14 protein-coding genes are annotated in these 13,691 nt (G+C 67.9%); 9 read left to right on the top strand and 5 right to left on the bottom strand.

Annotated features, from left to right (window positions below):
- Nucleotides 1-12 precede the first annotated feature (12 nt).
- Complete coding sequence (locus C8K38_RS00385) at nucleotides 13-783, bottom strand: TSUP family transporter (RefSeq protein WP_097209725.1); 771 nt, start codon at nucleotides 781-783, stop codon at nucleotides 13-15.
- Between the two features lie 54 nt (nucleotides 784-837).
- Between C8K38_RS00385 and C8K38_RS00380 the strand changes: the two genes are divergently transcribed.
- Both C8K38_RS00380 and C8K38_RS00375 read left to right on the top strand, forming a co-directional pair.
- The gene (locus C8K38_RS00380) at nucleotides 838-1,995 is read left to right on the top strand and encodes a sensor histidine kinase (protein ID WP_097209956.1); all 1,158 of its coding nucleotides are present in this window, start codon (nucleotides 838-840) and stop codon (nucleotides 1,993-1,995) included.
- A 152-nt stretch (nucleotides 1,996-2,147) separates the two neighbouring features.
- Nucleotides 2,148-3,011 carry an SGNH/GDSL hydrolase family protein gene (locus tag C8K38_RS00375; protein WP_257016949.1) on the top strand — a complete coding sequence of 288 codons (864 nt, stop codon included), beginning with the start codon at nucleotides 2,148-2,150 and terminating at the stop codon, nucleotides 3,009-3,011.
- A 24-nt stretch (nucleotides 3,012-3,035) separates the two neighbouring features.
- On the opposite strand, the gene C8K38_RS00370 is transcribed toward C8K38_RS00375, so the two are convergent.
- Both C8K38_RS00370 and C8K38_RS00365 read right to left on the bottom strand, forming a co-directional pair.
- Nucleotides 3,036-3,743 (bottom strand): cutinase family protein, encoded by a 708-nt coding sequence (locus tag C8K38_RS00370; protein WP_097209723.1) that lies wholly within the window; start codon nucleotides 3,741-3,743, stop codon nucleotides 3,036-3,038.
- A 473-nt stretch (nucleotides 3,744-4,216) separates the two neighbouring features.
- Nucleotides 4,217-4,525, bottom strand: coding sequence for a DUF2834 domain-containing protein (locus C8K38_RS00365; protein WP_257016948.1), 309 nt, complete (start codon nucleotides 4,523-4,525; stop codon nucleotides 4,217-4,219).
- 649 nt (nucleotides 4,526-5,174) lie between these two features.
- On the opposite strand from C8K38_RS00365, the gene C8K38_RS00360 reads away from it, so the two are divergent.
- Both C8K38_RS00360 and C8K38_RS00355 read left to right on the top strand, forming a co-directional pair.
- Nucleotides 5,175-6,341, top strand: coding sequence for an HNH endonuclease signature motif containing protein (locus C8K38_RS00360; RefSeq protein WP_257016947.1), 1,167 nt, complete (start codon nucleotides 5,175-5,177; stop codon nucleotides 6,339-6,341).
- A gap of 17 nt (nucleotides 6,342-6,358) precedes the next feature.
- Nucleotides 6,359-7,018, top strand: coding sequence for a response regulator (locus C8K38_RS00355; protein ID WP_097209721.1), 660 nt, complete (start codon nucleotides 6,359-6,361; stop codon nucleotides 7,016-7,018).
- A gap of 10 nt (nucleotides 7,019-7,028) precedes the next feature.
- Here the strand turns inward: C8K38_RS00355 and C8K38_RS00350 are convergent, their stop codons facing one another.
- Nucleotides 7,029-7,712 (bottom strand): hypothetical protein, encoded by a 684-nt coding sequence (locus C8K38_RS00350; protein WP_257017002.1) that lies wholly within the window; start codon nucleotides 7,710-7,712, stop codon nucleotides 7,029-7,031.
- A gap of 171 nt (nucleotides 7,713-7,883) precedes the next feature.
- Here C8K38_RS00350 and C8K38_RS00345 point away from each other — a divergent pair, with 171 nt between their 5' ends.
- Genes C8K38_RS00345 through C8K38_RS00330 form a run of 4 tightly spaced genes read left to right on the top strand, consistent with a single transcriptional unit; the run spans nucleotide 7,884 to nucleotide 12,495 of the window.
- Nucleotides 7,884-8,462, top strand: coding sequence for an FxsA family protein (locus tag C8K38_RS00345; protein ID WP_097209720.1), 579 nt, complete (start codon nucleotides 7,884-7,886; stop codon nucleotides 8,460-8,462).
- 6 nt (nucleotides 8,463-8,468) lie between these two features.
- On the top strand, nucleotides 8,469-10,049 hold the full coding sequence (locus tag C8K38_RS00340) for an amidohydrolase (RefSeq protein WP_257016945.1): 1,581 nt from the start codon (nucleotides 8,469-8,471) through the stop codon (nucleotides 10,047-10,049).
- Nucleotides 10,039-11,664, top strand: coding sequence for an apolipoprotein N-acyltransferase (lnt, locus tag C8K38_RS00335; protein WP_097209718.1), 1,626 nt, complete (start codon nucleotides 10,039-10,041; stop codon nucleotides 11,662-11,664). The genes C8K38_RS00340 and lnt overlap by 11 nt, the downstream gene beginning before the upstream one ends.
- A gap of 54 nt (nucleotides 11,665-11,718) precedes the next feature.
- On the top strand, nucleotides 11,719-12,495 hold the full coding sequence (locus tag C8K38_RS00330) for a polyprenol monophosphomannose synthase (protein WP_097209717.1): 777 nt from the start codon (nucleotides 11,719-11,721) through the stop codon (nucleotides 12,493-12,495).
- A 172-nt stretch (nucleotides 12,496-12,667) separates the two neighbouring features.
- Here the strand turns inward: C8K38_RS00330 and C8K38_RS00325 are convergent, their stop codons facing one another.
- Nucleotides 12,668-13,006, bottom strand: coding sequence for an RNA polymerase-binding protein RbpA (locus tag C8K38_RS00325; protein WP_027501343.1), 339 nt, complete (start codon nucleotides 13,004-13,006; stop codon nucleotides 12,668-12,670).
- A 218-nt stretch (nucleotides 13,007-13,224) separates the two neighbouring features.
- On the opposite strand from C8K38_RS00325, the gene C8K38_RS00320 reads away from it, so the two are divergent.
- A complete protein-coding gene (locus C8K38_RS00320; RefSeq protein WP_097209716.1) occupies nucleotides 13,225-13,557 on the top strand; it encodes a hypothetical protein in 333 nt (110 codons plus the stop codon).
- Nucleotides 13,558-13,691: the final 134 nt, after the last annotated feature.

Here is a 13,691-nt window from a genome sequence, read left to right as displayed (position 1 = left end):
GTCACACGCTACCTACTGGGCGAACTGCTGCCAGCCCAGCCGGATGACCATCACCACGACCACCACCAACAGCACGATCCGAATGAAGCCCGCGCCCTTGGCAAGTGCCATTCTGGCGCCGAGCACCGCGCCGAGCACGTTGCAGGCTGCCATGGCGAGTCCCAGGGTCCACCACACGTTCCCGGTGGCCGCGAAGAAGATGAGGGCGCCGAGGTTGGAGCCGAGGTTGATCACCTTGGCCATCGCGGCGCTGCGCACGAACTCCGTTCCCAGCATCACCGCGAAGGTGACAATCAGGAAGGTGCCGGTGCCGGGGCCGAGGAGCCCGTCGTAGAACCCGATCACGCCGCCCGCGACCAGCACCGTCGTCCACACCCGCATCCGACTGGGCTGGTGATGGGCGAGCGTCGTGCCCAGTGTCGGTCGCATCGTGACGAACACCGCGATCGCGACCAGCAACACCATGACGATCGGGATGAACAGCGCCTTGTCGATCAGCGACACGGCGGCCGCCCCGAGTCCGGCGAACAGCGCGGCCAGCACGGCGGCCGGGATCATCAGCCGCCACTGCATGGCGACCTTCCGGCTGAAGGTGAACACAGCCGCGGCGGTGCCGTTGACGGCCGTCAGCTTGTTCGTCGCCAACGCCATCTGCGGGCTCAGCTGAGGCATCGTGATCAGGATCGCCGGGAGCAGGATCAGGCCACCCCCGCCGACCACCGCATCGACCCAGCCGGCCGCGGTGGCCGCCACCATCAACACACCCCAGTCGAACCATGCCATGGGTCAGACCCAATCACAGGACCGGCCGAGGCCCGCAACTCCTAGGCTGTGATCATGCGGAGGTTCAGCCTGTGGCTGCGGGGCAAGCCGTTCGTCGCCGACTCGATGCTCGCGACGATCCTGTTCGTGCTCGAAGGGTTGTCGGCACCGAACAGCCAGGCCCCGTGGCTGTTCCTGCTGCTCGGCCTGGCGTTGTGCACACCGATCGCCTTTCGGCGCCGCCATCCCGTGCTTGCCGCGGCAGCCCTCCTCGGTCTCTCGATCCTCACCACAGTCATCAGCAGCTGGATCGGCGACGAGGCGGTCGCGCATGTGGGCCAGCTCGGTTTGGCCGTGATGCTCTACACGCTCGTCGCCTACGTCGGCAGGAGGCCGGCGGCGCTCTATCTCGTCGGGCTCGCCGCCGACTCGGCACTGGCGATCCGGCTCCTGCACCAGGACTTCTGGACCACCGCGGCATTCGTCTCGCTGTTCTATGCGCTGTCCTGGATCACGGCGGAGTTCCTCGGTGCGCGACGGTTGTACGACGAGGAGGTCGCGGCGCGACTGGCCGTCGCCGAGTACGACCGCGACCGGCGGGCCGAGGAGGCGGTCGCGGGGGAGCGCACTCGCATCGCGCGCGAACTGCACGACGTGGTCGCACATGCGGTGAGCGTCATGGTGGTGCAGGCGGACGGCGCCTCGTATGCCGTGCGGCGCAACCCGGATGGCGCCGAGCGTGCGCTGGGCAACATCGCGAGCACCGGCAGGCAGGCGCTCGCCGAGCTGCGTCGCACGGTCGCGCTGCTGCGCACCGAACAGACCCCCGCCGAGATGCCGCAGCACGGGACGGCGGGAGTGGCGAAGGTCGTCGACATGATGCGTGACGCGGGCCTGCGCGTAGAGCTCGAGATGACGGGGGAGCTCGATGACATCAGGCCCGCGCTCAGCCTCGGCATCCACCGCGTCGTGCAGGAGTCGCTGACGAATGTGCTCCGGCACGCGGGCAGTTCACCGCGGGCACGGGTCCGGGTGCGCAGGCGCGACGAGGACGTGCTGGTGGAGATCACCGACAACGGCCGGGGGTCGAGCCAGTTCACACAGGGCTCGGGGAACGGGCTGGTGGGGATGCGGGAACGGGTGGCCGTCCTCCAGGGCAACCTCGAGACCGGCCGGGAGCCGGACGGGAGTTGGCGGGTTCGGGCGGAATTGCCTCTGCACCCGGAGGATTAGGCATTCACTCCGTGTCGACGGTCCGGTGAACTGGGGGTGGTCAAATCAAATACATGCGACTACGTTACTCATCGGTATCAAGAGACCTGGATCACTTCCATCATCAAGAGTGGGGTGGCCATGCCAGACGACCGAGGGGATCCGAATTGTCCGTGACAACGGGGACTAGACGTTTGCTACTCGCTGCGGGCGCGCTCGCTGCCGCGGTGGGATTCGCATCTCCCGCGGCGGCGGCCCCATCGCAGCCGCTCGAGTACGTGAACCTAGGCGACAGCTTCAGCGCCGGCTCCGGGGTGTCCCCGATGGCCCCGACTCAGATCTCACAGTGCTGGCAGTCCGAGCAGAACTTCTCCCACCTCATCGCACAGCAGCTCGGCTACACGCTCACCGACGTCAGTTGCGGCGGCGCGAAGACGGAGGACTTCTACGCGCCGCAGTACGCCGGGACCCGCGCCCAGTTCGATGCGCTGACACCGACGACCGAGCTGGTCACATTGATGATCGGCGGCAACAACAACAGCACCTTCGCGGGGGCGATGGCATCCTGCATCGGCGCCATGGTCTCCACTCCGGGCGCGCAGGCGCCGTGCCGGGCGCAGTACGGGACGAGCCTCGCCGACCCGATCGAGGCCAAGACGTATCCCGCATTGGTGAAGGCCCTCGGCGACATCCACGAAAGGTCCCCGCGCGCCCAGGTCATCATCGCCGGTTACCCGTGGCTGGTGCCCGCCACCGGTAGCTGCTTCCCGCAGCTACCCCTCGCCCCGGGCGACGTGCAGTACCTCCGCGAGCTCCAGGCCTCGCTCAACGACGCGGTGCGGCGCGCGGCGCAGGAGACGGACACCACCTTCGTGGACATGTCGCAGGTGTCAGACGGGCGCGACGGCTGCCAACCCGTCGGGCAGCGCTGGATCGAGCCGATGCTGAACGCGACGCAGCCGGTCCCTGTGCACCCGAACGCCGACGGCGAACGGGCGCTCGCCACCGAGATGATGAAGGCGATTGACGCTCGTTGACCTGGTGATCATCGCGCAGACCGGCTAGAGGTGACTGGCGGCGAACTGTGCGGCCTCGACGGTCGTCCCGTTCACGGGATACAACGCATGCAAGACGTTGGGGCGACCGAGAGGGGAACCATCGCAGATGTTGTCGCCGGGAGCGCACAGATCGATCGTCTTGGGACCGAACAGCGGCCCGATGACGATCGGCGGATTGCCCGCGTCGCGCATGAATCGATCCGAGGGCTTTCCGAAAAGGGCGACGGCGGCGACGTGGCCGGCCACATCCGGCGACAACGGCCCTGGCAGGGCCGGCTCAGCAGATGATCCGGCGAGATCTCCTGCTGCGGTGACAAACCCGGCAACGGCCGCGCCCTGTGAATAGCCCCCGACCACAATCCTCGTGTTGGGGCAGCTTGCCGCCATGTCCTGAATCCGAGAATGCATGTCCCACATCCCTTCGACGAAGGTGCGGAAGAACGCTTGCCGGTCGTCGAAATTGCTGCTGGCTGGGTAATTGACGGCGTACTCCCCGATCGATCGCGCACCCGCGAACAAGCGCAGCGATTCGATGAATGAGAGCCCCGTCGTGCCGACGCCGTCCTCTTGGCCGGTACCCCGGGCGAACACCACCTCGACATCAGGGCATGGCTGGGCCGACGCCGGCGGGGGTTCGAAGGATACGCAGAGCAGCACCGCAGACATCGCCATCGCGGCGCCGAGGAATCGAGCGATCGTGCGCGTCCCCATCGGCCAACACTACATTCGGGGACGCCACGTCGACATGCTTCCTCACGGCAGTCGGCAGCGGTTCGTACTGCGAACTTGTCGGACCCTGGCGGTAGATTCGAACATATGTTCCCTAGGCTCAAAGCCCGTCTTCGTGATCTGACATGTGGGTTTGCGTTGTGGACGGGTGTCCTCGACTAGCTGATGTGTTCACTGCGGAGTTGTCCGTGTGCGAGCGCGAGTTGGTGGCGCAGCTGCCTGTTCCCGGTTGCGAGTTCGGTGATCCGCACGCTCATCTAGCGATTCCAGTTCGTCGAACGTGGCTTCCGCTCGTTCACCGTGCGAGAGCGCTGCGTTGTCGGGCCGCATCGAACGGATCCACAAGACGGGCACTCAGATTTCGCGAGCCGTCCAGTTAGCAGGCCACGAAGCGCTGTGAACATCGTGGATTCTTCAAAGCACTGGACCGGTGCGGTGTCTTCTGCGCCGGGTGATCACATCGCCGTGCCCGAGGTCTCCGACATGCGCCGTTCGCGAGCGATCAGGAAGAGCGGAAACATCACGCTGATCGCGATCACGAACGACAGCACGACGTACACCCACACGTACTTAATACCCAGCCTGCGGGCCTCGACGACCATGAACACGACGGCCGCGAGCACAACGAGCCACAGGTCGTTGGTCAACGAACTGCTTGCGTAGTTCGCGTAGCTGTCGACGACGAATCCGCCAAGATCATTGCCGTCCGCGAGGTACGCGATGTTGTTCCACCACGTTGCGATCAGTGCTACGAATGCGATCACGCCGTAAAAGACACAGAGATTCCTGCGAGCAGGGGACATGCGCGAAGGTTAGCCCCCAACGCCGCTCGGCGTCCCCAATTCTTCGTGTCGCATTGGTCGGGACGATAGGCGCCTCGGGCGAGCGACAGTGCCCGGTCAACGTCGACGAGCGCCGGCCGCTGCGGGATGAACCGCCGGATTGCGAGGGTCAGATGGCCTGCCTTGTGGACACCCTCGACAACACTGCGGACTCGAGTATTGGAGTGTCCCAACGCATTCGACAGCTACATGGAGGACGCGATTGGCGCAGCCCAGGGGAACATGAGTGCGAACGATGGCATCGAGGTCTCGGAACAGGTGCACGGCTACCTGTCCGCATTGGCCACCGCCATCGGCGGGCTCACCGAATGCGATCTGACGGGGTTGCCGGACGGCGAACTGACGTCGGTCATGCAACGGGTCGAAAAGTCCCTTCGCCGGGCCGACGCGGTGGGGCACCGGCTGATTGTCGAAACGGCCGAACGTTCCCTACCCGGGAAGCTCGGCCACAAAACCTTCAACAAGCTGCTCATCGGGGTGCTTCGGATCTCCGCGGCTGATGCCTCCGCGAGGGTCACCGCAGCGAAAATCGCTCGGCACCTGGCATGCACTGTCCGGCCAGCCACTACCCGTGGACCTGCCCGAAACCGCTACCGCGCAACGCGACGGAGACATCGGCGCCGACCACGCACGCGCGATACGCGAAGTCATCCGCAAGATCCCCCACACCGTCAGCAGTTCCGACGTCGCAGTCGCGGAGCAGATCCTCGCGGAACTGGCGCGCACGGCACCGCCCGAGGACGTCGAGAAAGCCGGGCACGAGTTGCTGGCGCACCTGAACCCCGACGGCAACCTCACCGACGACAAGGACCGCAAGCGTCTTCGCGGGATCCGCCTCGGCCGGCAGGACCAGAATTTGACGACACCGATCTCCGGGCACCTCGACCCCGAGACCCGCGCATTGCTCGACCCGATCCTCGCGAAATGGGCGCGACCGGGCATGAACAACCCCGACGACCCCGAATCACCCACCGGCGCCGCCGAACACCCCGGCGTCGACCGCGACAAGCTCGCGGCCGCCGCGGGCCGCGACACCCGCACCGCCGCGCAACGCAACCACGACGCAGTCAAGGAAGCACTGCGCGCCCTCCTCGGTTCCGGAGTCCTCGGCTCGCACCGCGGGTTGCCGGTGACGACGATCCTGACGATGACGATCGATCAACTCGAACAACAAACAGGTGTGGTCACCACCGCCTCCGGCGGGATCGTCCCCATCAAGGACGCCCTCAAGCTCGCCGAACGGTCACATCAGGTGCTGGTGCTCTTCGACCACAACGGCCGACCACTGCACCTCGGACGGAGCAAACGCCTCGCCACCGCCGACCAACGACTGGCTCTGATCGCCGCCGATCGCGGCTGCACCAGACCCGGCTGCGACGCCCCCGCCACCATGACCGCCGTCCACCACGTCCACGACTGGTCCAAGGGCGGCACCACCGACATCGGCGCGCTGACCCTCGGATGCGATGGCTGCCACGCCCTCATCCACGACGGACCCGGCGACTGGAAAACCCGCACCGCACCCAAAGACTCCGAATACGCCGGACGCACCGAATGGAGCCCACCACCACACATCGACCCCGAACAGAAACCCCGCGTCAACCACCGCCACCACCCGAAAGAGCTCCTCGACCGCGCCAGACGAAAAGCCAACGCCCACAAATATGCCGACACAGTGTCAAGGCGTGAGCAACCGCAGCGGCCGACGGGAAGCGACGGAATGGACGAGATCCCGTAGGGGGATAGGGTGGCGCCATGCCCATCACCGTGCTGCTCGTCGACGATCAAGAGCTGATGCGCATGGGCCTCAAGATGGTGCTCGAGGCACACGAGGACATCGTGGTGCTGGGGGAGGCGGGGGACGGGGCCGCCGCGGTCAACGCCACGCGGGACCTCGAACCCGACGTGGTGCTCATGGACGTGCGGATGCCGATCGTCGACGGCGTGGCGGCCACCACGCAGATCGTCGAATCCGGCTGCTCCAGCAAGGTATTGGTGATGACCACCTTTGACCTCGACGAGCACGCCCTAGGCGCGCTGCGCGCGGGGGCGAGCGGATTCCTGCTCAAGGACACCCCGCCCGAGGACCTGGTCTCGGCCATCAGGAGCGTCGCGGCTGGCGACGCGGTGGTCTCACCCAAGGTGACCCGGCGACTGCTGTCGCGGTTCATCGGCGACGACCCGGCCCCGACCCGGACACCCGAGATCCTCGACGACCTGACCGAACGCGAACTCGAGGTGCTCCGTCATCTGGCGACCGGGCTGTCGAACGCGGAAATCGCGCGGCAGCTCTATCTCTCCGAGGCCACCATCAAGACCCACGTGGGCAAGATCCTGACCAAGCTCGGCCTCCGCGACCGCGTGCAGGCGGTCGTGTTGGCCTACGAGACCGGGCTGGTCACGCCCGGCTCGTAGGCCGACCGGGCTAGGCGGTGAAGCTGCCCACCGTCGGTAGCGCGAAGCAGGTCTTGCCCGACTGATAGGTGACGTCGCCGTAGAGCGCAGCGAACACGGTCCCGGCGCCGGTTGCCACGGTCTTCGACATCGTCGGCACCCCGAGCAGGACGTCGTTGAGCGGCTCGATGCCGCCCTTGAAGGTGTCGGCATTGAACCAGACCACATTGAGTCCGGACTGCTTGGGGAAGTCGACGTGGGCGGGCAACGCCTGGAATCGCAACTGACCGCGCTCGATGAACGGCGGCAGGGGGAAGTTGGGACCGGCCTGCGCGGACGCGACGGTGACGGTCACCGGACTCTCGCCGACCCCGCAGCCGAGAGTCGGTGCGGGATACATGAAGTCCTGCGGCGCGGTCACGCCGAACTCGGGGAGACCGAGGGGACCGAGCGCCGCGGCGCCCAGAATGTTCTGGAGCACCGCCATCGCCTCGGGCGACTGCATGCCCGACTGCGTCAGGAGGGCTGCGGGCGCCGAGCCGGGCGGTTCCGCGGCCGCGGGGGACGCGCCCGCCTGCCCGGTGACCGCGAGGGCAAGGGCCGCGGCGGAGGCCCCGGCGACGGACATCGTGCGAAGGATCAAGGGGAGACGCATGTTGCTCCTCGGCTGGTGCGCGAACAGGGCGATCATGAACCCGACCGATGTGAACTGCATCACGCCCAATGTCTAAATGTCAACTAGAGGGTTTGGGTTGACCTCCACTGGAGGTGTGCATCCAGGTCAACTGGAGGGTTCTGGTTTACAGCGCAAACCCGGGAGAATTTCGGGGCCTCCGCACGTTGTTCGGGCAGAGGACCCGACAGGGGACCGAGGAAAGGCAGGCCGATGATCCCGGCGTTGTTCGTGCTCTACGTCGTCATCGAGGTGGCTGCGGTGATCTGGGTGGGCAGCACCATCGGTGTGCTGTGGACGATTGCCCTGTTCCTGCTCGGCTGGGCGATCGGCCTCGTCCTGGTCCGCTCGCAGGGCCGCAAGGTGATCGAGGGGTTCCGTCGTGCCGGCAGCGGCACCGGTTCCGCAGGCGGAGCCGTCGCCGACGGGGCGGTCGTCGCCGCGGGCACCGTTCTCCTGGTGATCCCGGGCCTCGTCACCACCGCGCTCGGGTTGCTCCTGCTGATCCCCCCGACCCGGCGGGTGCTCCGGCCGCTCGTGTTGATCCTCGGGGGTCGTCGACTCGGCATGATGACCGCGGCGGGCGGGGTCGGCGCCGAGGTGTACTCGCGAACCCGTCGCCGCACGGTGGTGGACGGCGTCATCGTCGAGGACACCATCGTGGAGGACGTCACATACGGGACCGAGACCGCCGGCTCGCCCGCGGGCACCGCCGAACCGCTCGCGATCGAGGGAGAGATCATCCTTCCGGATCCCGGTGACACGGCGGCGGGTCCACGGCGGGCAGACTGAACCCCCGTGGGTACCCAATTGTTGGTCGGCGGTCGCATCTACAGCCCCGCCGCACCTGATGCGACATCGATGGCCGTGACCGATGGCACCGTGGTGTGGGTCGGCGAGGACCGTCCCGGACGCGCGCTCCATCCCGACGCCGAGATCATCGAACTCGACGGGGCCTTCGTGACACCGGCCTTCGTGGACACCCACGTCCACGTGACGGCCCTCGGACTGATGTTGACCGGCCTCGACCTGACCGGCGCCCGATCCCGACGCGAGTGCCTCGACCTGGTGCGGCGCTATGCCGAGGAACAGGACGACGCGGTGATCTGGGGGCACGGCTGGGACGAGACCACCTGGACCGAGGAACCCGGCGCCCCGACGACCACCGAACTCGACGCCGCCGCACCGGGCCGGATGGTATACCTGGCCCGGATCGATGTCCATTCCGCTGCCGCCTCGTCGCTGCTACGGCGGGCGGGTGGCGTCGACGAGGCCGAGGCCCCGGTCACCGCCGAAGATCACCACCGGGTCCGCGCGGCCGCCAGGGAGCTGCTCACCGCGGCACAGCGCGCGCGGGCCAGGACCGCGGCGCTCGACAACGCCGCCGCCAACGGGATCGTCGCGGTCCACGAATGTGCAGGCCCCGACATCTCCGGTCGCGAGGACCTGCGTGAACTGCTCGCACACCCGCACGGGGTCGAGGTGCGCGCCTACTGGGGACAGCCCGTTCAGACCGCGGCGGAGGCGAAGGCACTCCTCGCCGAGACGGGGGCGGCAGGCCTCGGCGGTGACCTCTTCGTCGACGGCGCGATCGGATCCCGCACGGCCTGGTTGCACGAGCCGTACGCCGACCGCCCCCAGACGGGCAATGCCTACCTCGACGTCGACACGATCGCGGCGCACCTGCGGGCCTGCACCGAGGCGCGCATCCAGGCCGGCTTCCACGTCATCGGCGATGCCTCCGTCGCCGCCGTGGTCGAGGCGTTCGAGCGTGTGGCAGGCGAGCTCGGTGGGCCCGCGGTCGCGGCGTGTGGTCACCGTCTCGAGCACGTCGAGATGATCACGGCCGCGCAGGCGGCGACCCTCGGCGGCCTCGGCGTGGTCGCGAGCGTCCAGCCGGTCTTCGACGCACTCTGGGGCGGCGACCACGGTCTCTATGTCCAGGCCCTCGGGCGGGATCGCGCGGCGACCCTCAACCCGCTCGCCGCGATGGCGGCGGCTGGGGTGTCACTTGCCTTCGGATCCGACGCACCGGTCACCCCCGTCGACCCGTGGGCGATGCTCAGGGCCGCGGTCAACCACCGCACCGAGGGCAGCGGGGTCTCACCCCGCGCGGCCTTCTCCGCCGCCACCAGGGGAGCCTGGCGGGCCGGTGGTGTCCGCGACGGGCTCGCGGGCACGCTGGTCCCGGGTGCGCCTGCCTCGTACGCCGTCTGGGAGGCCGGTGAGCTGGTGGTCACCGCGGCCAAGGATTCGGTCCAGCGCTGGTCGACCGATCCGCGGTCCCGCGTGCCCGCGCTGCCGCACCTCGATCCCGAGTCCGCGAACCCGGTGTGCCTGCGAACCGTTCACCGCGGGGAGACCATCTATGAGCGTTGAGGTGACCGCCTCGACCCAGACCCGCTCTCGCAAGCCCCGATCGTCGACCATCCGCGACTGCGTCCTTGCGTTCGGATCCGGTGCGCTGCTGTTCGCGAGCTTCCCACCACGACCGTTGTGGTTCCTCGCCCCATTCGCCGTGGCCCTGCTCGTCCTGGTGCTGACGCGTTTCGGTGCGGGGGGCCGCGCCGGGACGGCCCAGGATCGGCCGCCACTGCGCCTACGAGGCGCATTCGGGTACGGATTCCTCGCCGGACTCGGATTCCTGCTGCCACTGCTGCCCTGGGTGGGGGAGTACGTGGGTCCGGCGCCCTGGCTCGCCCTCGCCTCCGCGGAGGCCGTGTTCTTCGGGCTGTTCGGCGTCCTCGCCGTCATCCTGGCCAGGCTGCCGCTGGCGCCGCTGTGGATCGCATGCGCGTGGACGTTGACGGAATGGCTGCGCTCGAGCGTCCCGTTCGGGGGCTTCCCGTGGGGACGGCTGGCGTTCGGACAGTCCGACGGCTGGCTGCTGTCGCTCGCCGCGATCGGCGGCGCCCCGCTGCTCGGGTTCGCGGTCGCGCTGACCGGCTCCGGGATCGCCGCGCTCGCGGTGGCGATCGCCCGCCGTCGCCCGACCCGGGACCTTCTCGCCGCCGGGGCGTTCGCCCTCGCCATGCCGGTCCTCGCCGCCGCGCTGTGGCCCGCCCTTCCCGATATGGAGTCGGTGGACGGCGCGGCGGGGGATCGGAAGGTCGTCGTGGCCGCAATCCAGGGCAGCGTGCCCCGGCTCGGGCTCGAGTTCAACGCCCAGCGCCGCGCGGTCCTCGACAATCACGTCCGGGAGACCCTCGCGCTGGCGGAGGACGTGCGGGCGGGCACGCAGCCGCAGCCCGACCTGGTGATCTGGCCGGAGAACGCCTCGGACATCGATCCGTTCCGCAACGCCGACGCGGCCGCCGCGATCGAGGCGGCCTCGCGTGCCGTCGACGCTCCGATCCTCGTCGGCGCCGTCCTGGTGAACGGCGACAGGACCACCACGAACTCGGTGATCGTCTGGGACGGCGACAACGGTCCACAGGACCGCCACGACAAGAAGATCATCCAGCCGTTCGGCGAGTACCTGCCCTACCGCGACTTCTTCCGCCACTTCTCCTCGTATGCCGACCAGGCGGGCAACTTCGTCCCCGGCAACGGCAACGGGGTCGTGACGGCCGCCGGGATCCCGGTCGGCGTTGCGACCTGCTACGAGGTGGCATTCGACCGAGCGCTCAGCCAGTCGGTCCGGGCCGGCGCCCAGTTGATCGCGGTGCCAACCAACAACGCGACCTTCGGGGATACCGAGATGACCTACCAGCAGCTCGCGATGTCGCGGGTGCGGGCGGTCGAACACGGTCGGGTCGTTGTGGTCGCGGCCACGTCGGGCGTCAGTGCGATCGTCGCCCCCGACGGGTCCGTACAGGAATCTTCGTCACTTTTCGTGCCCGCGACGCTTGTCGCGGAGGTTCCACTTCGGGCCTCCACTACGCTGGCTACTCGACTCGGCCCGATTCCGGAGATCGTTCTCTGTGTCGGCGCCACATTGGCCCTCGCCGTCGCACTCGTGCGGCGGCGTCGGTCGGCCGCACCGATCAACTGACGGCGGCGGACGCATCACGAAGGAAACCAGCCTCGGCTGGCAGGGAGGATCAAGATGGCAGCGGGTACGCCAGGCGGGGACACACCGAGCGCGCACACCTTGGTGATCATTCCGACGTACAACGAGCGGGAGAACATCGGGCTGATCATCGGCCGCCTGCACGCCGCTCTCCCGAACACACATGTGCTCGTGGCCGACGACGGCAGCCCGGACGGCACCGGCGACCTTGCGGACAAGCTGGCAGAGCAGGACACCGCAGGCCGGATCCACGTCATGCACCGGACCGAGAAGAACGGCCTCGGCGCGGCCTACATCGCCGGTTTCAAGTGGGGCCTCGAGCGCGACTACCGCGTCATCGTCGAGATGGACGCCGACGGCAGCCACGCCCCCGAGCAGCTGCACCGGCTGCTCGACAAGATCGACGCGGGCGCCGACGTGGTCGCCGGCTCGCGCTACGTGCCCGGCGGCTCCGTGGTGAACTGGCCGAAGCGACGCGAGTTCCTCTCCCGTGGCGGCAACATCTACTCCCGGCTGGCGCTGGGCGTGAAGATCAAGGACATCACCGGCGGCTTCCGCGCCTACCGGCGCGAGGTGCTCGTGGCACTCGACCTCGACTCCATCGAGTCGCACGGCTACTGCTTCCAGGTCGACCTGGCCTGGCGCGCGATCCAGCACGGCTTCACCATGGTGGAAGTGCCGATCACGTTCACCGAGCGCGAGTTCGGCGAGTCCAAGATGGACGGAAACATCGTGCAGGAAGCGTTGCTCAAGGTCACCGTCTGGGGCATGCGCAACCGGTGGCACAAGGCGAAGGCGCTGTTCGGTAAGTAGGCAAGGCGTTCGGATACGACAACGCCGCCCCCGGGGATCTCCCCGGGGGCGGCGTTGATTCGTTCAGGTGAAGCGGCGCCTGAGGCGCCGGCTCCGCTACGCTCCGCGTCGCGGTATCTCAGGCGCCGGCTCCGCTACGCTCCGCGTCGCGGTATCTCAGGCGCCGGCTCCGCTACGCTCCGCGTCGCTTGGTCTTCAGCAGGTCCAAACGCTCCTTGAGCAGCTCCTCGAGCTCCTCGACGGAACGACGCTCGAGCAGCATGTCCCAGTGGGTACGCGGGGGCTTGACCTTCTTGGCCTCCGGCGCGGTGCCCTCGAGGAGGCTGCCCTCCAGACCGTTCTTGCACAGCCAGGTGCCGGGGATCTCGGCATCGTCAGAGAAGGGGACATCGAACTCTTCGCCGTTGTCGCAGCGGTACCGGGCCATGCGGCGGGGCGCCAGGTCGTGGTCGCGATCGGTCTCATAGCTCACCGCTCCGAGTCGACTTCCTCGAAGTACGCGATCTGCCATGGTGGTGTCCTCTCCCTAGGTCGGCACGCGAGCGCACTGGATCGGCAGTACCTCACCGATCAGCAGGCATTCACTCATCTTCAACGCCACGGACGCTGGAATGGTTCCCGGGCGTCGCACAGACGCAACCGCACCATCTTACCGGTTTGTGAATGTCGAACAGCACAGCATCGTCGCCCGGCACGGCGTCGTCGGCAGGCACAGTAAGGTGACTGTCCGTGGCAGGCCCCTCTCGCAGACTTGATTCGTGCGTGTGGTGTGGGCGCGAGGTCGCCGACGTCGGCATCGGGAGACGCCGCCGCTACTGCCGCCAGTCCTGCCGACAGCGCGCATACGAACAGCGCAGCGCGGTCAAGGGCACGTCGATTCCCGCCGACGCCGTGGTCCTGACCGCAGACGAGGCGGCGGCGCTCGTGGATCGGATGTTCGAGGTCCGCTGCGCCGCGGAAGACGTCGAGACCGCCGTGGCGGAGGGCGCGGAGCAGTCCGAACTTGCGTCGATGTGCGCTCGGCTGGTCGAACTCGCGCGAGAGGCCGAGCGCTTCCGCTGATCCGGGCGAGGGGCCGCCGCGCGCGAACGTGCAGGCCATGTAACCAAAGGCCGAAACGGACGACAATAGCAGCCCACGGCCGATACTCTGTGTAACGCGGCCGACACAAATCTGGACATACAAAATAGTGCGCA

This window comes from Rhodococcus sp. OK611 (genome assembly GCF_003050885.1).
Classification (GTDB): Bacteria; Actinomycetota; Actinomycetes; order Mycobacteriales; family Mycobacteriaceae; genus Rhodococcus_G; species Rhodococcus_G oryzae.
Note: the sequence above shows the minus strand (reverse complement) of the source record. Positions and strands in the feature narration are given on the sequence as shown.

What these genes read in the sequence shown, in the direction of transcription:
- C8K38_RS00385 (WP_097209725.1), bottom strand. Translation starts at nt 783, where the DNA reads ATGGCATGGTTCGACTGGGGTGTGTTGATGGTGGCGGCCACCGCGGCC.
- C8K38_RS00380 (WP_097209956.1), top strand. Translation starts at nt 838, where the DNA reads ATGCGGAGGTTCAGCCTGTGGCTGCGGGGCAAGCCGTTCGTCGCCGAC.
- C8K38_RS00370 (WP_097209723.1), bottom strand. Translation starts at nt 3,743, where the DNA reads ATGGGGACGCGCACGATCGCTCGATTCCTCGGCGCCGCGATGGCGATG.
- C8K38_RS00355 (WP_097209721.1), top strand. Translation starts at nt 6,359, where the DNA reads ATGCCCATCACCGTGCTGCTCGTCGACGATCAAGAGCTGATGCGCATG.
- C8K38_RS00350 (WP_257017002.1), bottom strand. Translation starts at nt 7,712, where the DNA reads ATGCAGTTCACATCGGTCGGGTTCATGATCGCCCTGTTCGCGCACCAG.
- C8K38_RS00345 (WP_097209720.1), top strand. Translation starts at nt 7,884, where the DNA reads ATGATCCCGGCGTTGTTCGTGCTCTACGTCGTCATCGAGGTGGCTGCG.
- lnt (WP_097209718.1), top strand. Translation starts at nt 10,039, where the DNA reads ATGAGCGTTGAGGTGACCGCCTCGACCCAGACCCGCTCTCGCAAGCCC.
- C8K38_RS00330 (WP_097209717.1), top strand. Translation starts at nt 11,719, where the DNA reads ATGGCAGCGGGTACGCCAGGCGGGGACACACCGAGCGCGCACACCTTG.
- C8K38_RS00325 (WP_027501343.1), bottom strand. Translation starts at nt 13,006, where the DNA reads ATGGCAGATCGCGTACTTCGAGGAAGTCGACTCGGAGCGGTGAGCTAT.